We start from the raw sequence: 22,733 nt of genomic DNA on the forward strand, positions 1-22,733 counted from the left end.
AGAATTGGTGCAGACCGTGAGATGAGTTGTAACACTATAAATAACTTAATAATTTTTTAGGACCCAATATATGGAAAATAAATTGGAACTTATTGAAAATGAATCGTCACCTCAGCAGCTACCCGTCAAAGAATGTGAAGCGAGCCCTAATCCACAAGGCACCTATTTGTTCTTTACGGTTCAGCACAAGAAAAATTTCGCTCCCCTGTATCCCAAAAGACTATCCATTTCTCATGTTGCCCAAGGAGCCATGAGTGGCGATTGTTATCTTCTCTCGGTTATCAATGCAATCCTTGCTTTACCGAATGGCGAACAATACATTCGTGAAGCCATGATTGATAAAAAAAATAAAATCTATGTCCGCTTTTTTAAGGATGATAAGCCGCAATGGCTGATTATTGAAAAATCATTACCTACCTCTTGGGGCATTTTAAGTTCGGGCAAAATCTGGGTCCGTTTTCTTGAAAAAGCCTATGTTACTTTTATGGGCGGCAATTATAATAAAACGCTAACCAGCGGCGATAGTCGAACCGCGTTAAAAGCATTTCTTGGGGGGTTTACTGAATCAATCGCTATCCCGCAACAAGCCCAATGCTCTCTTGCTCAATTATATAAAAAAGTGATTTATGGCTGTAATGGTAAAGACATTTATTCTTTAATTTTTCTTCTGCGCCCTCATGATAAATTAGCAAGTATCACCAATATGCTCCAATATATTTTTGCGGATCAGCAAACGCTATTGCATGAGTGGTGGAACTGGATCCATTTGAATCAAAAATACATTGAGCAATTGCTTGAAGAAAATCTCTTTTTAACCAAAGAGGCGTTCATTTGCTTTTTACAACAACGAATGCATCACAGCATGGCGCCCCCAGTTACAGCGATTGCAGCCGTGACACGCTGGTTGCATCAGTATGCCATTTTGCCTGGAGAAAACGAGTACAGTTATGATGAAATTGATTTGTTCCTTTCATTAAAAAAAGCTCATTCAGAACAAAAACCCATCGTCTGTAGTCCTAAAGAAGATCCTCCTGAAGGAATTACCATGCAGCATACCTATGCGTTGATTGACACTAAAGAAAGTAAGCTAACTCATCGGAAATTTGTCATTCTTCGCAATCCACATCATGAAAACCGTCATTGGTTCTCTCATTACCTCTTCTATGGCGGACGATATTCAATCGAACAAGAAGAAAATGGACAAATTGAATTGATTACTTTACCAGTAAGGCGCTCTACTTTTACTATGGAACTCAGAGATTTTGCTCATGCATTTGCGTATGTTGATTGCGGCCGCTCTTTGTTGGATAAACAACTTCAACAAGAACTTCAAAACAGCGCTAATTTAAAAACTATGGATAATTTAAACTATTGATAAAGATGCCAATAAGGTTACATCCATTTCATTTTTTTAAAAAGGAAATAAAGGAATAAGGCACAGAAAATAATTAAACCTAATGCGCCAAAATATCCGTATTTCCAGTGTAACTCGGGCATCCATTCAAAATTCATTCCGTAGATTCCAGTAATTAAATTGAGTGGCAAAAAAATGGAGGCAAAGGCAGTGAGTACGGCCATTGTCTTACTCATTTTTTGCATTAATTCATTATCAATTTGTCCTAATAAGCCATTTAATAACTCACGAATTGAATCCACTTCATGAATGATGAGATGGCTATGATTCGATAAATTATACAAGGAAGAACGGCATTTTTCTGAGACAACAGAAATATTGCGAGTCGTAATCCGCATTAAAATTTCTCTTATTGCCATCATGTAGCGTTTGATTTGTAAGGTCTGGTGCTTTACCTCCGCAACATCCTTATAGATATTCTCATTCGTGGTTTGTAATACAGAATCGAACTCCTCCGCTATTTCCTCATAATTAAAAAGTACCTTGGCATAGTCATTAATAATCCCTTCAAGAAATAAAAATAATATGAAACATGAGGTTTTTGCATAACGAAGAGAGTTTGAACAATTGTTAAGAAAATCAAATAATACAGGCAGCGGTTTTTCCGATGCAGTAAAGCAGTAATTCGCAGTAAGATGAAGCACTAAGTTATCGAGATTTATTTCATTATTCTCATTGAGCTCAAGCGAAGCCAAACATTTAATTTGCAATGTGAGCTCCTTATCATTATCAATAAGATTCGTTAAATTATTTTCTGCACATAATTTAATGACTTCCTCAGGTAATTTGAGTGTGTTGGCGAGTTGATTAAAAACATCGACTTGCTTGAGGCTACTATGGATCCAATACACTTTGCTTTTATCTTGGGTATTGATCTTCAATTCCTCAAGAGCAACCTGTTTCATGCTGTGATGGGTTAAATCAAATTCAATTGCTATGGTATCAAAAGTATTCATTTTAACGTACATCCCTGTGATGCCTTTAATTAATTATGACTTGTTTTTTCTGATAATCAATTTCAATACAACTGCTGTCAATTGGAGAGTATTCTCTAAGGAATCCCGTCATCCTGAATTGTGCGGAATGACATGCTCGGGCTAATGAACTACTTTACCTGAGGGTCAATCACATAATCCCAAAGATTATTAAATATTTGCACGATCTGAAATGGGCTAAGGACCACCGAAACATTCGCTAATGCAACTGATAAGTCACTGCTGTCACCCACCAAGATATTGGCTACAATGGGGGCGATTGCCCCACTATTTTTAATGTAATCAATAATTCGTTTATCCAGATCTTCAATACTATTTAGATAGGGAATTAAGATCAGTGGATGTACGTTTGGATTCATTAAAATTTTCAAAAACTGTTCCCAAGAAGCAATGATTGAATCAGGGGCTATCATTTTACTGGCAAATTCTTTCCATATTTCCAGCCTCAGCCTTTTAGCAAACGTATCTTTAAAAACACTTGATTTATCATCATCAAAAATGACAATCGATGTTTCGCTATCATGGGTAAAGGAGCGTTGGTTCACGTTCGCAGAACCTATAATAACGATTTCATCATCCGCAATGATTATTTTAGAATGCATGGCAGGATGATAATTTTCTTTTGCGGCATTGACCCGATCGATTAGAACAAGCGCTACTTTATCTTTAACCTGCTGATTCACTCCACTGAGTAAAGCATCCCAAAATTCCCCTCTTTTTCTGTCGGGAATAAGTATGTCCGTGGTTTCTTGTGAATCCTGAATGGCTAAAATTAAACAAACAAAATTGGACTCTTGAATTTTTTTATTGAGTTGCTTTGCAACATCAACATTAACTAAATATTGATCTTCAATGTAAATATACTTTTGCGCGTTAGCGATGATTGCAAAATAGGCGTCCTTCAAACTCCGATCTTTATCATTGCTGTTAGGATCATTATACGTACCGACAACTTTTCCGTAGTAGAAGTTACCCATGGTCATTTCACTTGGTTTTGTTTCATTTTCTCCTTTGAGTTGTATATTCTTGGTACTGGGATGGTTATGCCATCTTTTTTTAAATTTTTGCAGGATTTGATACGCAGCAGGTCCTTGTACTTTGCAATGGACGTCATGAACATTGGAATAATCTTTATGATAGGAATCAAACCGGTTCTTATTGATATCCATCCCCCCGCAAAAGGAAATGAGCCCTTCTTCTCCTTTAATAACAAGTACCTTTTCATGATGACTGCCTACATTCTTACTTAAGCAGTATCTAAGGATCGCATAAAAAGGATCTAACTCTTTGAAAATCGATTGGTATTGACTAAATTTCTGCATAATAAAGGGGACGAATTGAGCAACGAACTGTCTCGAGTCCGAGGTGGAATAAGTATTATCATCCAAGAGCGCAACTGTATTTGATAAACCATTTAACTTGGGAATGTTATTCAGGTTCATTTTTTGTAATTCAACACTCGGATTATTCCAAACTAATATCCGTATTTCGACTCCTTTTGTAGATGCCGTATTTAATAAATTAAATAAAGTCGATTTTTGATCCGTCTCTATGAGAGGGAAATCAATGTCCAGCATCCATCCAAGAATATAAATATAGTGATCTGGAGTCTTTGCTGTTTGAAGTGCTTTCACAATTTCAGCAAAAGCATTTGCTCCATCGACCATATATTCAATTTGATTCCGTGTTGCATCCGGAAATATTTTTAACCATTTACTGGCCATGGCTAGATCTGCCTACCCGTTTTGGGATCGTATTTTACCTCTACGGGAACGATCTGATCGGTTGGCAGAATTTCTATCCATTGATCAAAAATTTCATAGTTTTTACCCACGTTTGCTCGAAAACCACCCTGTAAGGGGAAAAATCCATGTTCGTAAACGCGATCAATGGGGGTTGCCGTTACCGTGTTGGTGTCATCAACCAATGCAGGATCAGATACTTCACTGGGTTTAGGATATTTTCCAGTTTGGATTCCTTCTTGATATTTCTGTTGTATTTTTTTAGCTAAATCCATGATGACATCAATCATTTTTTGGCCATCTAAAGGATGGCCATTAATGTCTTTTTCATCCGGATTATTGGTGTGATAAATGACGTCATCGGTAATCCCATTCAGGCCTTCAACACCTTTTAACCAGTTAATGGCAGCTTCTTCTTTCCCAGGCCGAATAGGAATGACCGCTTTTACCCAAGGGGCATTTAAAAACGCGTTGCGCATGTTGTCGCCATCCAATTGCAACAACCAGCCTAGACTGCTCCCTAACTTGGCGGGATCTGAATCTTCGGTAATATAATAATTATCTCGTTGTTGTTCATTGATGCCTCCCCAACCCACGGTACTCGAACTTAAGAGATTATTTTCAGAATTTAAATCGGCAATGCTTATTTTATTCATCAAGCCCTTCTGTAAGACTCTATTGACCCCACTCAATACCGGTCCTGATGGATTAAAAATGGGAGTTGGTGTTTCTTGCAACTGTTGTTTGCTACGATGTAATCTGGGCCTCCACCATTCAGGAGACACAAAATAAAGCATTTTATCAATATCAAAAATAGAGTTTATGAGCTCGGCGACCACATGTCGGGTGCGATCATCTGGCAGGGGAACATTGTTTAAAAGCATGCTCTGCACCAGCTGACGGTAGACGACAATCCGTTCTTCTTCTCTTAAGTCATCACTATCACGTGTTTTAATTTTACTTGCCAGTGTCACCCTATCTTTAACAGTCTCTACGTAAGCTTTTTCATATTCTGCTTTTTCTTTCGCTTTAAAATTCGCGAGATTTGCATTGTTTTGTTGAATGATCGCATCATTGGCACCTGCTTTGGGAGCCCAATGCAGAATAAGGGCTACATCCAGACTATTTTCTCCTTGAAAATCAGCATAATCCAAATGTAAGGTGAAGGTTGCCTTATCCGATAAATTTTGAATCGAATCTTTTCTTGATACTTTTACGGGTTTACCCTGAGGATCAAATTCCACATCAGTCAAATCATAATTCGCTTTGGAACATACAAATTCCTGCGCAAAATCTGCTTGAATTTTTTCCACGTCATCAAACACAACCCATTCCGTACCCGAATAAACCCCGTTTACATAGACCTTTTTATTGTCTGCGTCCGTACCATCTATGGAAACAAAAGGAATGGTAATGTTTTTTTCTTCTTGAAAAGGCTGGAAGGTAGGAATTTCCTCCGGATGCGGGATACTATCCAAATCAGCGGGGACGGCAATATGAACCAATTCTGCTATCCCTAATTCTTTGCCTGGATCATCCACATAGGTTTGCCAACACAAATAAGATCCTACATCCTGAACCTGCACCCCAACTTGCCGCATTTTTCGGCGTAATTCATAGTTTATGAGTTCTTCAGTAGTATTTGTTAAAGTATGTTTTATGCTCGAAATATCTGTTGTTTCGGTCACCGTTTTAAACGTCGATTTATAATTTTTCCTTATTTCAGAGGATAACTGTTCTGTTTGCTGGCGCATTTGTTTGTGTGTTGCCTCGCGTGCCGTTTGCTGTGATGTCTTATCATCAAAGCTGGAGGTTGCCTCGACTGATGCATAAGAAGCTTTAACACTCGCCCCGAAATTGACATCTTGTTGATTGTCCTGTTTAACTGCATCGGAAAGCTCATCTTGCGTTGTGGTCGTTGTGGAAGACTTTGTGATGAGATCCAGTGTGGTTTCCAATGTACGCTCAATCGTTGTGCTGCGCGTATGGACTTCGATGAGTTCCACAGTAGAGCCCGGGCTTAGCCAAACATGATCAACCGGGGTGCCAAGAAAAGTATCTAATTCAAAGAAATATTGTCGAAATAAATGAACAATACTGATTGGTGATAAAGCCACACAATCAAGATAGTCTTTATTGGTTGGATCCAGATCATTAATATTGAGAAAAGCATCACTACTGTTATCGGCAGAAAGCATCTTGGCAAGTCGCATCGCTTCCTCGGTATTATTCACCGTACTGTAAAAAATCTGGGTTAGAAGATCGTAGGCTCGTTGCTTCACGAGAAATAATAAGTTTCCCGCCACTGAGGACTCATATTCTAATTGGTGTTCCAATACCCCAACATCTATTCTTCGAGTGTTAATCGATGACCCAGTCACATTGCCCGCACGTGAAAGAATGCCTGTACTGGGATTTAAATTACTTCGGTTATTAATTTGCGAATAGGCATCCGTATATATTTTTACAATATTTTTGTTGAGGATTGCATTCACATTGTCATTGGTAATGATCGTATCCCATATACTCGGTTGATAATTTTGATAGGGCGGCAGCTGTAAGGAAATTTGTTGTAATACCACGCTATCAAAAGTGCGGATTTTTCCCGCCTCCAGTGCACCTGCTTTAATTTGGATATTAATTTGGCCATCCTGGGTATAATTAATATCAATCAAACCCGCAAATTGATTTTTCAATTTCTCTAAAATTGACGCTTTGTCATTTTGAAACCCCGTCTGAAAACGTTCTTGAATTCGCTTGGATTTCCATCCAAGCAAAGGTTGGTATATGCCAAACAATTCACTATCATAAGGAAGCACAGTAGTATAATTCGAAAGATCGGTTATCCGTTTCACTATCGTCATTTTCACAATCTCCTTGATTCATCCATGAATTCCTTGAGCTTGTTTTTGATAGTCAATTATTTTTATGAATAAGGAATCCAACAACCTTGTTAATCCCCAATTGTATAAATTTAGCACAAAAATTAATAAAGTTTCTTAATATTTCCTTAATAATTCATCTATAAAATGCCGTCATTGTTAAAAACTATTCATGCAGATATAGATTATCAATTCTGGATGAGCGGAGGACTGATACAACTTAGGCAATCTTAATCAATAAGCTCGATTTTGTTGAAATAGATTTTTTAAGTTATATCAGTGATGTTTAACAAATAAAACCCAATCCATAAGAAAAATAAGGGTTAGTACCATTCCATATTTTTGTTTGCACCCTACCTTAAAACATCTACTCACCCACTATCTAAAATAAATTGACATGATTTCCTAGGACTAAAAATTAATTCGCATAGATCTATTATTTTTCATTTTAAAAAACGAATTAACTTTATAAGGTTCAAAAATGACAATACGCTATTTATCTTTTGATTTTGATGGATGTTTATTCAACAGGGCTTATATTCAATTACCCCATAACAATTTTAGTAAGGATAAAACTAATGCCGTCCTGGTTAAAAATAGGAAGTTCCTGGACAAAATAAAAAGTGAAAATTCCAAGTTTTCAGCAGCTTACGGTTTCATTGGTTCCACGCGCCAAGATTACTTCATCGACATGATAAACGGCGGTATTTATACCCCAGGACAATTTAGGGGCTCTTGTTGCCCGGCAATGGCCACCATTTGTGAGGATCTGGGTATTACTTTTGATCCACTCCTGCTCGCAGACATTGACGGCGAATTGGCTATCGGCACTTCATACCAGCGTATAATGGATGAGATTAACAACGGTACATGGAGTGATAACAATAAAAATATTCATCAACATGCAAGCTGCGCCAGTATGGATGAATATAAAAGAACCATTCTTTTTGCGCAAATGCAAAAAGCAGCGGATGATCATCCAGAAGAAGAAATCATATTTGATTTTTTTGATGATCGACTCGACATCTTAGGGACTCTAAAACAATATTTTAGCGAACATAACCATATGATTCCTAAGAATGTACAATTACGTTTACACAGTTATGCTGGAGAAAAAGACAAGTTAATTGCGTCTATACAAGGTATAGGAAACCCGATATCCAACTATCAATTCTGCTTACGCAAGATGCATGAAAACGTTAAGTATTTACATGAAGTTGCAGAGGCGCTAAAAGAAGTAGCTTTACAACCCCATCCTGGAGAGAAAATATTTTCTATTATGAAGGAACTTGTTAAAAAGGGACTCTTCATCAACAGCGTTGCGGAAGTAGACGCTTTCTTTGCTAAAAACCCTGATGCAGACTTCGTTGTACATCCCAGCTCACAAAAATCGGGTGATCTCCTCCTGTTCAATGCTACTTATCGAACGTCTAAAAATATTGTTTCCACAAGATATGGTTTTGATTTAGATGGCAATTTATTCCTATTTGATAAGGATGAGCGATTTGCGATTAAAATGGAGCCTCAAGGATTAATTGCCACGCTGGCAATACATGTTGCAAAAGCTCGAATTTTTATAGAAAACAATGACAATTGGAACAATCCAGTCCCCCAACCTGCTCAAGAACAACCTCAGGCAATGTCAAAAGGTCAAAGCCTCTACCTGGAGCTTACAAATAGCCCTTATTTTGTTGCCGATGCATCTCAGGCGACACAAGTGTTAACCGATAATCCTGCATTTCCCTTTGTGCTCCGTAAAAGCAGCACTCCACATGAGGGAATGATCACTTTCACTGCCCTCTTTGATACAGCGAAAGGGATTAAGGCCTCACGTTTTGGACTCACTCCAGAGGGTGAACTGTTTTCTCTAGATAACGTTGCAGCATATAAGATAAAGGAGGGGGCATCTGAGGATTTATTGGGCTTTTTGAAAGAACGTATTCTTGTTGAAACAGAACGGGTCAATCAAGCCGAAGATCTTGAGAAGATCACCTTTAGGGGAATCAAACCCCAGCGGGAACAATGGGAGAAGCTGCGCAAACCAATAGAGCAGTGGCTTCACAAAAAGGATTATTTGCCCACAAAGCCGTCGCAAAACCTGCAGCAGAGGCTGTTCTTGGGCATGACATGCAACCTTAAATAATCTGTAGCAAGCATAAGCCGGGTTTATGCTTGTTTTTTTTCATAAGGTTATCAAAATGACAATACGCTATATATCTTTAGATTTTGATGGATGCTTATTCAATAAGAGGTTCATGGAATTATGGGGTAATCAATATAAAGGCAGGCAAGCAAATGCCCTTCTCCTTGCGAATCAAGATCTTCTATTCCAACTGAAAAGAGAAAATAATGAATTTTCAGAAACCTATGCATTCATTGGCTCGACCAGACAGGACCTGAGTATTGACGAAGTGAATGGGAAAGGATCATGTTGCCCAGCCATGCTCACTATTTGTAATGCTCTGGGTATGGTACATGACCCCTTACTGCTGGCCGATATAGAGGGCGATTTGGAAAACGGCACTTCCTTCAATTTAATCATGAGCGAAATCACTAAGAACACCTGGGGTATGTTCCATGAGAATACTCATCATCATGCTGATTGCAAACAAATTGATGAATATAAAAGGCCGCTGCTTTTTGCACAAATGCAAAAAGCAGCAGCGGATCATCCAGGAGAAGAAATCGTTTTTGATTTTTTTGATGATCGAATGGATATATTGAATATGCTGAATCGCTATTTTAGCCAATATCCCTACCTGATTCCTCAAAATGTGACCCTACGTTTACATCGTTACGCCGGAGAAAAAGAGCAATTAATAGAGTCTCTTCAAGGTCAAGGAAAAGCCATATCAAACTATCCATTCTGGGTACGTGCGATGCATCAAAATATTCATGATCTGGATAAAGTTGCAGAGACGCTGATGGATAGTGTCATGAGTCGCAAAGAGAAAATATTCTATATTATGGATGATGTGTTTCAATATGGCTTATTTATCAAAAGCCTTGATGACGTTAAAGAGCACTTCGCTAAAGATCCTAAGGCTACTTATGTTGTGCATCCCAGCAGGCAACCTGGTGCTCAAGGTGCACTGTTCTCTATTTCTTTTAAAACGGCTAAAGGTATCGTTTCATTTCCCTTTGACTTTGATTTTAATAGCAAAAAAATCTTTTTAGTTAATGAGGATGAGCGATTCGAGGTAGAAATGCATCCGCGAGGAATAACGACCACACTGTTTTTGCTTACTGAACAAGCAAAGTTCATTATAAACTACGATGACCAATGGAAACCTGGCACTCATAAGGCTCAATCAAACCTTAAGAAAATATCAAAAGGCGAAATTCTTTATCAGGAGCTTACAGAAAGTTCTTATTTTGTTGCCGATGCCCAACGAGGTAAAACCATTCTGGCAGAGAATCCCAACCTCCCTTTTGTAATACGCAAAAGCAGCTTCACAAGGAAAGGGATGATCACTTTTGCTACTGACTTTAATACCTCTAAGGGAATTTTTTCTAAACGTTATGGCCTGAATGCTGAAGGAGATCTTTTTGTTCTGGATAACAAAGGCGCATGTAAGCTCAAAAACGTTTCCAAAAACTTATTGGACATTTTGAACGAGCAAACTCTTGTTGCGGAAATACTTGTAAATGGAACCAAAAACCTTGGGGACATCACCTTTACTCAGGATCAAAATGAAGCGGGTTCTAAGGATCAAACAACTGGGGTTGTGGCCTCACAAAAAGGATTCTTTGCCCACAAAGCCCCAATGCCGGCTGGTGTGCATGTTCTTCCTCATAATATGCAACTGAAATAATACTAAGTAGCAAACATAGGTTGAGCTTGTGTTTGCTATTAACGAGTAATGGCATTAGAACATTATTTTTTTCAAATCCTCTTGAACCTTTGGTGTAGATAAGTTAACTATCAAGATGGGCCCTAAATATTCAAATAGATTATTGGAATGCAAAAGGATTGAGACATGAAGACAAAAATACCTACCTTCTCAAAATCGCAAAGCAAAAATCCTAAAGACAGCCGGGCCTTGCCCCTTCAATTGGTACAACAGGCCGAACCCGATCGCACATACTACCTAAAAAGTACCGCAGCAGAAATAAACAATTTTTTTTCCTTGCGCGTCAAAGAACTGTATCACACTCTGGCATGGACCTTTTCTTTAGATTCTGTGGATTGGAGTACATTTAAAAAATACATCTGGCCTACCATTTCTTCAGGTGCGGCCTTGGTTCTTGGTCATTATCTAACACCATACCTCAGTGAGTACTTCATGGGGAATCCAGAATATGATTTTGTTGTCAAATTTCTTTTTAGTGCGAGCCTATTAGGATATTGCGCCTTAAACCGGATTACTGATAAAAAACTGGAGTCCGGGGTAGCACTCTCAGCTGCGGTAGCCAGTGAAGTTTTGGCAATAACCTATATGTACAGCTCCGTTTTTAAGGCCACTACTTCTTTACTTCCTATTGCTGATGAGTATTCATTAATTGCCGGACTGGGCGCGAGTGCATTGGTTGTTCCCAGCGGCATTTCGTATCTCACGCAAAAAGCACAAGAATTACTCGTCCGCTTCCAATACAATCGAGGCGCACAACGCTCAGATACAGCAGTGATTTCCAGCGGGTTAACGCCAGTATCCAATATATGGCTCCAAATCAATCACTTTATCGCCAGTGAGCTCATGGTCAGTTCGCGTGCCTTTCAATTGGGACTTATTTCTCACAATATTCGCTATGCGGACCGAATCGTACAAAAATTTCGTAACTTACCGGCATTACTCGCTGATTTAGCACCATCGACTATAAAAAAAATGCGTGTGCAACAAGAAAAATTGAACCATGATTACGAATACAATCATAAGGTACATCGGGTTTTAAAATTTACCGCGAAAGGCCCAGAATTCGTTAACGTTCCCAGATACCAGCTCCGTACAGGAGATTTGGTTCTTTGTGATGAGAGCATCCATTTGGATTGTGTGCCCATATCGGGAGAGCTTGTTGCCCTACAACGTAATGTAGAAGGCAAATGGACCCCAACGCTGGAGCGAAAAAAATTTAGTGTGAATCTTAAAGCGCAAAATGGAGAAGATGTTTGGATAGAACATCACACCAAAGCTAATTTGACATCAGATTACAAAAAAGTGGACTTATATGCAGTTCGGGATGGCAAACAAGCAGGAGTACTGGTAGGCGATAAATTAAACCTATACGGGAATGACAATATTTTTATTCAAATTAAGCCTGAGAAGGAACTTATATTGAGTAGTAACTATGAGAAGAAAGCCGTTATTAATGAGATTATTGCCGAACGCAAGCAAAGAAGTGTTTTATATTCTATTTTAGGCTCCATCATTATGGCTGCTTTTCTGCAAAGAGACATTACCCTAATGCCTGCAGAAACGCTAAGACTCATGTTCACCCTCTTTCAAACGATGATTCCCTTTTCTGAGGCTTTTTTACGGGAAACTGTAAATAGCCGTTTAATGAAAAGCCTAAATAGCAATTTGGGGGATCAACCTTTTGAAACGATTGATGCGCTTCGTCTGGTCGATTTATGTAATGCTTTAGGTGGATATTATCGTGATAAATTTCCCCATGGGGTTGCGATTATTTCAGATAAAACGGGCACTCTGACTACCACTCAAATGGATGTATTAGGATTGTGGACTACCGATATGCAATCTGAAGTACAGCACCTAATCAAAGAAAACAAAGGAAATCTACTTCTACCCGAAGAATCACAATGGCGTAAATCCTTTGAGGTATTTTGTTATGCCTTTACTAACAATATAAAGGAATTAGAACCTGAGGAACATGCCATTTTGGGGTTATTCAAATCTTTATTGGATAATTCTCAGTGTTTGGAAGTAACCACCTTGGGAAACAATCACTTTAAAAAAGTAATTGCTTCTAAAAAAGAAGTTGAGACATTTCATCTGGGTTTATATCGTACCTTTGGCGGCCGTTTCACCCTCGTGCAGGATGGTGAAGAATCCTCTCTTGTCTTTTGTGGAGTGCCTAAAGCGGATGCATTTCAAGAAACGCCTTTGTTGCAGGCATATACTTCGATGCAAAGTCGTACCGCAGTTTTATCCCGCGATTGGTGTATCGCCCACACGCCACTTAATGAATTTGAGTTTACAACCTTAAAAGAATTATTTGATAAAGATGATAAAAAAGCGATTGAAGAATTTATTTTAAAAAATCCATCATTACTCAAAAAATTGGGCTATTACGGCACTTTTATTATTGATAACCCAGTAAAAAAAGGAGCTGAAAAATTTATCGCTCAATGCCGAGAAATATCCGTTCCGGTATTTGTAGCAACAGGGGATACCACTAAAGCAGCGGTAAATATTGCCAAAGTATTATGTCCGGAAAATGCGAAAAACATCATTACCATTCGCGCCAATCAGGCTGAAGACCAAGCTGTTGACAGTTTAAGTGAAAAAAATTGTCCACCCGATGCCACCGTCATATTTGCCGGCGTTAATGAAACCGTATTGGCACAGTTGCAAAAGTTGATGGATAGAGATAAAACAAAACGCCCAGTCATTATTTTTGCCGAAATGAGTACCGAGGGAAAAGGTATTCTTGCCCGTTATCTCAAAGATCATCATTATTTTATCGTCGCAAATGGTGATGGGACCAATGATGTCATGATGATGAAAAACTCCAATGTGGTTATCGCCCATCATTCCGATGATGGTACGTTTGCCCCTGGAGTAGGTGCTTTAGCAAATATCAGTGAAGAGCAACTAAGAAGATTATTTGGTTCTGATAAAACCTTTTACGAGCTTTTTGATATTAACCTTCCGAAAAGCTTGTTTGTCCAGCAATTCGCTCCTTTAGCGAACTCACAAGAAAAACCGACGATGGCCTTAGCACTTAAAAGCGGGAAAATGACCTTTGATATAGCAAAAGCGGTCGGCGCAAATGTCACGGAAATGAATCAGCAACATTGGTATAGCGTTGCATTTGACCTATTATGGTTGTGGATTGCATTTTATGAAATTAATCAAAGCGCTGATTTACCCATGGATAACCGCAATATCAATGCTTCAAGGTTGATTTCAAATACTATGGGCATTGCGCTACTCATTGCAGTTTTTCAATCTTTAGCGAATTATGCGCTGTTTAATGAATCAACCAACTTAGGCAGCATGCTGATGATGTTAACCCTGCTCCCTTTCGTTCTAAAAAGTGTTTTTTCAGGCTTTCAAATGGTTCAAGAGAGTTTGTACCCAGCACCTGAAATTATTGAAGTTGAAGAGGAAAAGGAGACGAATACCAATCGCTCCATCCTAAGTTATGTGGGTTCTTTTTTTTCACGTAAACCTGCAAAGCAATCGGAGAAAATATCTGCTCTTCCTAAACTGCAATAGGTATAAAAATCTTGAAGAAAAGTCAGATTGGACCACCCAATGTGACTTTTCTCAATTATTTTTTAGTAAGAGGAGTGCTGAAACGAGCAGTAACACGCCTCCGATAACAATCAAACCGGCACTGGAGATAAGGGATAATAAATTGGAGCCAAATCCCGTAACCATCCAGGCAAAGGCCATCACAGCACCGGATATGCCCATTACCCATCCTTGCGATTGGGCATCAACTGCATTGGAGAATAACGTTAATAAACAAGCAAATGCCATAATATCAAAAGTTGCGATAACCACCGCTAAGGGCCATTGCAACAAAGAATTGGGAATCACATAAACCAGTAATTGCCCCAAGCCGGTAAGTACAAGGCTATATAAAGCGATGTGCTGTACCTTATATCGTTTAACACACAAGGGCATACCAATAAGGATGCCAATAGCAAAACCTAAACCAATCATGCCTTGAACTGCACCCAATTGCCAATTGGTGTAATGGTAAGCCGTTTTCATGTGTACAATGATGAATTGAAAATAAAGGCTAAATCCCATTTGCATCAATAAAAAAACCAATGCCAGAATGCGAACGGATTGATGTTCAAATGCTTCTATGAAAATTTGTACTGGCCGAAAAAAGGATATTTTTTTATGAGACAAAGCTAAAACAGTATCTTGATAGCCAAGTTCGATCCAAACCCAAGCGATAAACGCAAGGAATGCTGCCATCAAAAAAGGGGTGGTAAAAGTAAACCAAGGCAGTAATTGTTGATCCGACATCACTCCACCAAGTAAGGGCCCCAGAACAGAGCCAAAACTAAAACTCATGGAAATTAGACTCATGTTTAAGGCTTTAGTTTCAGGTGTACTAAAATCAGCAATAGAAGCTTGTGCTATGGGTTGGCTACCCGCCATTAAACCCGAAAGAGCCCTGCCAATAAGTAATAAACTCAAACAAGAAAAAGCAACTCCAGCCCCCATGAGTAGAAAACTAATGGTTATTCCCAACATGCACAACAACAATACTTTTTTCCGTCCCCAAACATCGGATAAATCCCCCATAAAGGAAGTTCCAAAAAACATGCATAAGGGATAAAGCATATAACTTAATCCCAAATAAAAATGTTTTACTGCCATACTCGCATCGGCACTTAAAACAGGACTATGTTCCGCTGTAAATATAGCGGTCATTACCGGATAAACAAGTCCAAAACCTAACGCATCAATGACAACGGCAAAAAAGCAAGGAGCGGTTTTTCGAAACATAAAACACCTTTGGATTAAAAATATAATCTAATATACTGATATTTCTAAGAGATTGTCTAATAAAGAGAGTGAGTAATCCCACTCATTCCCCATTGCCAAGAGCTTTGATTGAATACATGTTTGGAAGGATATGATAATTACCAAACTACCTTCAGGCCATTTCTGCAAAGACGGGAATGACATATGATTTTTTCAATAAAGTCTTTGTGAGAAAAAAAACAATACTACTTTCCTTTTACTGCTCCAGTGGCAATTTATTTTGTTCGATAAGTTTTAAGGCGGCATCGACAACGTGTTCATCATATTGAATCCCTCTTCCACGTTTAATTTCTGCAACAGCTGCATTCACACCTAAAGCGGGCCTATAGGGTCTATGGGATGATATTGCTTCCAATACATCAGCTACGGCGATCACCAAGGCTTCAGGCAAGATCTCTTGTCCTTTCAGTCCTCGCGGATAGCCACTGCCATCAAGACGCTCGTGATGTTGCAAGATAACTTCAGCTACAGGTTCTTTAAGTGGAACATCTTTTAAAATATCATAGCCCGCTTGTGGATGCCCCCTGATGAGCTCCATTTCAACATCGGTTAATCGAGTTGGCTTGGAAAGAATTTCCGCGGGTATTGAGATTTTCCCTATATCATGGACTAACCCCATAAGTTCAAGTGATGCACAACGTTCAGTAGACCACCCGAGCTCTTTGCCAATTTCCTTTGCGATTAATCCCACCCGACGCTCATGGCCTGCGGTATAGGGATCACGAAGTTCAACCATCGACGAAACAGCGAGAAAAGTTCCCTTTATAGCCGCTTCTAATTGAGCGACATATTGATCTATTTGTTCCCTTGCATGCTGAATTTCAGTCACGTCATCGGCTATAGTCAAGAACTCAGAATTACCTTTCCAGGATATGACCGTCGTATCAATTCTTAAAATTAAGGAAGCACCGTCACTTTTTCTTGTTAAAGGTAAGTTATAAGCAACACTCGATTGAGCGTGATCTAATTGCTCCCACTGTTCAAGAACTAACTTTTTCGTTGATTCATCCTCGATCAAATCCAGCAAGCCAATGGATAACAAATCTTTTTCATTTCGACCAACTAGTTGACAAAAACGTGGGTTTACATAGAGAAATCGCTTTTTATTACGTATGTAGACACCAACATGTGCTTGTTCAATAAATGCCAGGAAACGTTTTTCACTTTCTTTAAATCGCTGTTCTGCCTCGGTTGCTTTTTGTTCCGAGTGAACTCGTGTAAGCGCAGTCTGTAATAGAATCGCTACTGAATCTACAAGGGCAACTTCCTCGGGTAAAAAAATGGTTTCTGATGGAGGGGGAACACAATAATATACGTTTATTTTTATTGCAGCCCCGCTATTAAGTCTAAATGCCTTTTCCAATTGATAAGGTAATTTTTCCGCATCAGGATTTGAACTAAACTCACCCCAACTACTTTCTATTTTTGCAACCATATGTTCAGGGTATTGAAAAGCGGAGGGTAACTCATTAACTGTTTTTGTAAAGAGTTCTTCAATATCTAAACTGCTGAGTGCAATTAAATTTGAAATGTTATAAAGACATTTAAGTTCTTTAATCCGTTCGCCCAAGTTGTAGGTCAATTTTTTTCGCTCGTCTTCAAGCGCTTTACGAAAGGTGATATTTCTTACTATTTGTACCCAAGAATTAGGGAATAAATCAGATTCGATAGGTGACAAGCTGCATTCCACCCATCCCCCTGTTCCAGTCTTAATTTCGACAATAAATTTATTTCTTGTGATCGGCAGTTGCGAACATACGGCACATTGCTCGATCGCTTCAGACTGATTATGAAACAGGTTATGGGAAGATAGGCCTACTAATTCCTCGGGTTTAATCTGGGTATATTTTCCTGCCTCAGCGTTCGCTTGGCTGATGGTGCCTTCAGCTTGAACAATAAAGGTAGGATCAGGAATATTATCGTAAGTTGTTGCAGCACGTGCCAATATATCAAAGGGTCGACGTAAGGTTTGTACCACTAAAGCGATGTAGATAAACCAAAATGAGTATATTTTCAAAATATGGCCGACTATGTTCTGTATGCCAAATAAATTTTTATAATCTGAAAATGCTAACTCGGAAAGGATCATCGAGATTAAACTGAGGCTCATATATAAAAGAAGCTCTTTTGATATCATGGCTTGCTCATACCAAAGTAATATGAGGGTCATAGTCAAAATAAGAATTACCCCCCATTCGCAATAAAGCTTGAACCAAGTGACCCCATAATTATCAATATAGGTGGTTGGAAAATGACCTGAAAAAATGGCAGCAAAAATAGCTAAGACTATTAAAAAAAAACTCAAATTAACCACCCAAATCTTCATGGAATGCTTAAAAAAATAAATCGCAAAAAGAAAAGATAAAGCCTGAAGAAGACGAGCAGAAACCCAAAGTTGAGTACTTAAATTACCTCCCCCTTGAGGTAATAAAACCATTCCCTTATACGAGAGAATATGGGCGATATCGAGGAGTGTAACCCAACCTAAAGCAAAAGAAATAAAAACCACAAACTGATTTCTGGTGAATTGTGTCGTTGTGGCGGCTACAGTCATTGCAGTTAATCCAATAAACACTGAAATTAACTCAGTCAGAGTGTGAAACACCAGAAAGTTGGTTTTATACTCGATTAAAATACAGATTAGGGATAAAGCTGTGGGTGGTATCAATACTCTCCACAACGGGGAGTGCACTGGGACATAAGGAGTATAGGCTTCCCTATCAATACTCATAAATGTTCTCCCGATGATATTCTTTGTTCATCCGTATGCATCCCGTAAATGGAGTTGACTCATATTTTGCTTTTCTAAGTATAGTTGAATTCAACGTTTAGGTCTGATTTTAATGGAGTAGTTGCATAATTAACGGCATATCTTTGATTCACTCAAATACTCACAAAAGACTCAGCTCATATTTCCTTAATTATTTATTGTTAAAATTGGTTTATTTTTAGTTAATAGTAATGAGGTTTTTCATGCAAAAAAAATACGAATCCACGACAATGGGAGCAACCAAAAAGGAGAAAAAAACTGTTTCCTGGAATGACAATAAGACAGAAGGAAAAATAGATGAGGAACATCTTCAGATTGGGGAAGCAGCGTCTCCAACCAAACAAATATTAGAAGACCATATTAAAGAATTACAACAAACTGGTTATACAGAACTTGAAGCAACTGCGATAGTAGGAAAAGCGCAAACACCCAGTGGAACAGTGATTATAACAGAACCGATATTTTATGATTCTAAAGAAAAAATCGCCGAGCGCAAATTTTTAGCGGCACAAACCAATTCTCATATAGGTAAAGAAGAATCTCCAGACAGTGAAGTGAATGTGTCTTCTTCGCGAGATAAAGAGCGATGGGTGGAAGCCGTAACTACTCCTAAAGAAAAATCGCCAAGTTCAGGAAGTGAAGCGCAGGGCGCAAAACTTGCGTTACCTACACAAGAGAATAAGCAAGAAAAAGAGAATGCAGTAAATCCTCATAGCTTTTTCTCTCCAACCACTATTGGAGTAGGAGTAATTTTAGGCGTCGCTGCAACACTAGGATTCGCTGCATTAAGGAAATAAAAAAAGAGTTATAAAATCTCAATTTGAGCCTGGGTGAAAGCAACGCTGTAGCCCGGGTTTTTGAATAAAATCACACGAATACCCTAAGCTCCCTGAACTGCACCCAAGACTACAGAACGCCTAACTGTCAGTGGTTAAAATAACCATTTTTTAAATCCGTTTCAAAATCAGCAGGCCAATTACTTCAGTATAGACCATATTGTTTTTTTTATGGAATTCTTTTCAATCGTTATCCACACTTGCGTACTGACTATTTGGTTGGGATCATAACTTGAACCGTTCTTTATTGTTATGTTGAATTCATGAGTAGAAAATCCATTCCTAAATAAAATGTTTTGAATATCTTCTTTAATTACATCCCTCTCCATTATGCATTGTTTATTCCTTAAACGGGTACTTGAGATAATTATAGTATCGGTATGCTATTTCTCTTTAAATTTCAGTGATCCAAAATTTTTGTGATGAATTGATATTTTTAGGTACAGGCGCTACGACTATGGTTTGAACCAGGGGTGGATTAAATAGCCCGTCAGCAGTTGCCCATTGATAAGTGATTTCAAATTTCCAAGAATTTTTACCTTGCGCCATTTTTTTAATCTTATAGGAAGTAATCCATGGGCTAGAAACTCCGGAAACCCAATAAGGCCATTGATCTTTAAATTTCTTTTTTAATTGATCCGAAAATAACATGTATTGGACGGCGCCGTTACGTTGTTTATTTGCTTTTGCAAATAAGTTCGCTACTCCATCCAGCTTCTGAGGTGCCAGTGCTTTCTCCAACATGGAGATTCGCGCTGTATCTGAATCAGATGGTGACACATTTTCAGTCATACTCTGTGCGCTAACGGAAAATAAAATCATCAACCCGCTGAGCATGAAATTCATTTTTGTAATGTTCATAAAGTTCTCTTTATGAAGGGTGGCTTTAATCTATTTTATAGGCCAATTTATACCTCATGTCACTAGGGTTAACTTCCAATTCAACTGTCTTGGCTAACATGCCATGATTTTAAAACAACCAACCTAGCTACAGCTTATTGTAGTTGGACGAGTATTTTTTAAAGAGCCCAATTAAATGTTTTGCTGATGGCCCCATTTCTTGGGGTTGGTGGTGCACTAAATAAACTGGATAGGTTCTGATGTTATTTTCCTCCATAACCAGAGGGAGGATCGGTAAATTCCTCTCTTCAACCATTTGCTGTGGGAGCCAGGCAAAACCTATTCCATGCGCCACACATTGAACTTTCATTTCCAAGGTACTTACCTTCCAATGAAATTCAGAACCTAACCAACCTTCATTTCGTTTATTATTGGCTCCAGAATCCTGAGCGATGAGATAACGTTCCTCATAGAGATCTTCGAGAGTAACCTGTTTTTGATGCAAGGGGCTGTCTTTGTGAGCGTATGGACGAAAATGCACGTCCATTAATTTATTCCCTGTATAACCTTCTGGAATTTTTGAAATAATAGCAAGCTCTACATCCCCCTGAACTAATTGATCACTAGGACCTGATAATAAACCTTGATGGATAATAAGCTTAGTCAATTGGTTTTCCTGAGCGAATTGGTGCAGTACGGCCATTAATACAGATGCTGGGAAAATCTCATCAATGGCGAGGCGTAATGATTTTTCATGGGTTGATTTTAAATTAAGCGCCGCAAGTTCAACATTTTTTGCCGCCCGGGTAATTTGTCGCGATAACTTGAGAATTTCCACTCCTTGTTCAGTCAACACAGCCCTACGTCCTTCAAGCTGCATTAATTGCAACCCTAACATGTCCTGAAGTTTTGCAATGGTATAGCTGATATTGGATTGGCTTTTATGCAATTTTATTGCTGCTTTAGCAAAGCTGCCCTCGTCGATCACGGTTTGTAATACCCGCCATTGTTCCAAAGTGACCTTAGTCATTATTCACCACTCCAATCTATCTAAAAATTAGATATATTTGACCAAAATTATGCGCTTTTTTAATTTAAATAGCTATTTATAATCAATTTGTTAGATTAAAAAGGAGCAATAATGAAAAAAATACTGTTGTCATTAATAACTGGCGGTTTATTGATTCACTCAATTTCTGGAGTCGCAGGATCTCTTCAGGAGACGAATAAACACATAGTAAGCCAATTTTATCAAAAAGCATTGAATGAAAAAGACTTTGATGCGGCACAAAATTACTTAGGCGCATGGTATATTCAACATAATCCTATGGCTCAAGATGGGATAGAAGGCTTAAAAAATTACATTAATTACCTCAAAAATACGTACCCTCAATCACACAGTGAGATCAAACGTATTCTTGCCGATGGAGATTATGTGATTGTCCATGTTCATTCTGTTCTAGAGCCGGGGACTAAAGGACGAGCTATAGTGGATATTTTTCGTCTGGAAAACAATAAAATTTATGAGCATTGGGATGTCATTCAACCCATACCGGCTGAGTCAGCAAATAGTAATGGGATGTTTTAGGAATCACTACCCGCCCTATGGGCACCTTCTCCCCTTAGGGGAGAAGGGATTCAATAAGTTCCCCTCTACCGCTGGAGAAAATAATATAATTTGACCGCTTACAAAATCATTATGTACACTTAATAGTGTAAACTTGTGGATTTCCCATTATGTCAAAACCATTCATTTCTCAAATAAATCCACCTACCTCATTTGTTGAACCAGCATTTTGGTTTATCTTTCATGGTGAAAATATTCTTTTACAAAACCATACCATTCCTCAATTTTTTGGGATCAATACACTCAATCTCTCTGTTGATCGCCAAATTTATTTAGGGACATATGGGAATACACCGTGTTTTGCAGTGCAGATTAGTAAACAACCACAAGCATTACCCGAATACATGGCTTTTCAGCACATTCGCCAAGCTCATGAACTTATAGGCGATGAGGATTTGTTTTTACTTGTTTCCAAAGCGAAGCAACTATTGTACTGGGACAGCAGCACTCAATTTTGTGGCTATTGTGGCCATAAAACCCAGTACAGTAATAAAGAACGTGCTAAAGTATGTTCCAACTGTAACTCATTAATTTTTCCGCAAATTGCCCCGGTTATGTTGGTACTCATCTGGCGAGATAATGAAATCTTACTAGCGCGTTCTCCTCATTTTCTACCTGGGATTTACAGTCTCTTGGCGGGTTTTGTGGAGCCAGGAGAAATGCTTGAACAAACGGTTGTACGTGAAGTAAAAGAAGAAGTAGGCTTAACAATAAAAAATTTGCATTATTTTTCCTCTCAACCCTGGCCATTTCAAAGTAATTTAATGTTAGGATTTATTGCTGAATATGAAAGCGGTGCGATTCAAATCGATGCAACCGAGATCGAAGACGCCCAATGGTTCTCAATAAAAAAACTACCCCAATTACCCAAACCCATTAGCCTTTCACGCCAAATGATTGATAAATATTTGGCCATGCGCTCTAAATAAATAAT

14 protein-coding genes are annotated in these 22,733 nt (G+C 38.6%); 7 read left to right on the forward strand and 7 right to left on the reverse strand.

Translation table 11 applies throughout. The features are described 5' to 3' along the window. Window positions 1–70 precede the first annotated feature (70 nt). Window positions 71–1,375 (forward strand): C2 family cysteine protease, encoded by a 1,305-nt coding sequence (locus EL022_RS00520; RefSeq protein ID WP_028380856.1) that lies wholly within the window; start codon window positions 71–73, stop codon window positions 1,373–1,375. Between the two features lie 17 nt (window positions 1,376–1,392). Here the strand turns inward: EL022_RS00520 and EL022_RS00525 are convergent, their stop codons facing one another. The 3 genes from EL022_RS00525 to EL022_RS00535 all read right to left on the reverse strand — a co-directional run bounded on the left by EL022_RS00525 (window position 1,393) and on the right by EL022_RS00535 (window position 7,015). Then, the gene (locus EL022_RS00525; protein WP_028380855.1) at window positions 1,393–2,370 is read right to left on the reverse strand and encodes a magnesium transporter CorA family protein; all 978 of its coding nucleotides are present in this window, start codon (window positions 2,368–2,370) and stop codon (window positions 1,393–1,395) included. A 149-nt stretch (window positions 2,371–2,519) separates the two neighbouring features. Then, complete coding sequence (locus EL022_RS00530; RefSeq protein WP_028380854.1) at window positions 2,520–4,133, reverse strand: phospholipase D-like domain-containing protein; 1,614 nt, start codon at window positions 4,131–4,133, stop codon at window positions 2,520–2,522. 2 nt (window positions 4,134–4,135) lie between these two features. Next, complete coding sequence (locus EL022_RS00535; RefSeq protein WP_051544437.1) at window positions 4,136–7,015, reverse strand: hypothetical protein; 2,880 nt, start codon at window positions 7,013–7,015, stop codon at window positions 4,136–4,138. Between the two features lie 499 nt (window positions 7,016–7,514). On the opposite strand from EL022_RS00535, the gene EL022_RS00540 reads away from it, so the two are divergent. From EL022_RS00540 to EL022_RS00550, 3 genes are all read left to right on the forward strand, one after another. Further along, on the forward strand, window positions 7,515–9,176 hold the full coding sequence (locus EL022_RS00540; protein ID WP_164715631.1) for a hypothetical protein: 1,662 nt from the start codon (window positions 7,515–7,517) through the stop codon (window positions 9,174–9,176). A gap of 112 nt (window positions 9,177–9,288) precedes the next feature. Then, window positions 9,289–10,848 (forward strand): hypothetical protein, encoded by a 1,560-nt coding sequence (locus EL022_RS00545; RefSeq protein ID WP_241972219.1) that lies wholly within the window; start codon window positions 9,289–9,291, stop codon window positions 10,846–10,848. 165 nt (window positions 10,849–11,013) lie between these two features. Further along, the gene (locus EL022_RS00550; protein ID WP_028380851.1) at window positions 11,014–14,433 is read left to right on the forward strand and encodes an HAD family hydrolase; all 3,420 of its coding nucleotides are present in this window, start codon (window positions 11,014–11,016) and stop codon (window positions 14,431–14,433) included. A gap of 51 nt (window positions 14,434–14,484) precedes the next feature. On the opposite strand, the gene EL022_RS00555 is transcribed toward EL022_RS00550, so the two are convergent. Then, window positions 14,485–15,687, reverse strand: a complete 1,203-nt coding sequence (locus tag EL022_RS00555) for an MFS transporter (protein WP_028380850.1) — start codon at window positions 15,685–15,687, stop codon at window positions 14,485–14,487. A gap of 235 nt (window positions 15,688–15,922) precedes the next feature. After that, window positions 15,923–18,457, reverse strand: coding sequence for an MASE3 domain-containing protein (locus tag EL022_RS00560; RefSeq protein ID WP_028380849.1), 2,535 nt, complete (start codon window positions 18,455–18,457; stop codon window positions 15,923–15,925). A gap of 242 nt (window positions 18,458–18,699) precedes the next feature. Between EL022_RS00560 and EL022_RS00565 the strand changes: the two genes are divergently transcribed. Continuing rightward, window positions 18,700–19,293, forward strand: a complete 594-nt coding sequence (locus EL022_RS00565) for a hypothetical protein (RefSeq protein WP_028380848.1) — start codon at window positions 18,700–18,702, stop codon at window positions 19,291–19,293. A gap of 432 nt (window positions 19,294–19,725) precedes the next feature. On the opposite strand, the gene EL022_RS00575 is transcribed toward EL022_RS00565, so the two are convergent. Further along, window positions 19,726–20,193 (reverse strand): hypothetical protein, encoded by a 468-nt coding sequence (locus tag EL022_RS00575; protein ID WP_126325044.1) that lies wholly within the window; start codon window positions 20,191–20,193, stop codon window positions 19,726–19,728. 127 nt (window positions 20,194–20,320) lie between these two features. After that, window positions 20,321–21,202 (reverse strand): LysR family transcriptional regulator, encoded by an 882-nt coding sequence (locus EL022_RS00580; RefSeq protein ID WP_028380846.1) that lies wholly within the window; start codon window positions 21,200–21,202, stop codon window positions 20,321–20,323. A 111-nt stretch (window positions 21,203–21,313) separates the two neighbouring features. Between EL022_RS00580 and EL022_RS00585 the strand changes: the two genes are divergently transcribed. Both EL022_RS00585 and nudC read left to right on the forward strand, forming a co-directional pair. Beyond that, window positions 21,314–21,760 (forward strand): nuclear transport factor 2 family protein, encoded by a 447-nt coding sequence (locus tag EL022_RS00585; RefSeq protein WP_028380845.1) that lies wholly within the window; start codon window positions 21,314–21,316, stop codon window positions 21,758–21,760. A 149-nt stretch (window positions 21,761–21,909) separates the two neighbouring features. After that, window positions 21,910–22,728, forward strand: coding sequence for an NAD(+) diphosphatase (gene nudC, locus EL022_RS00590; RefSeq protein ID WP_028380844.1), 819 nt, complete (start codon window positions 21,910–21,912; stop codon window positions 22,726–22,728). The last annotated feature ends 5 nt before the right edge of the window (window positions 22,729–22,733 follow it).

The organism is Legionella cherrii, from assembly GCF_900635815.1.
Lineage (GTDB): Bacteria > Pseudomonadota > Gammaproteobacteria > Legionellales > Legionellaceae > Legionella > Legionella cherrii.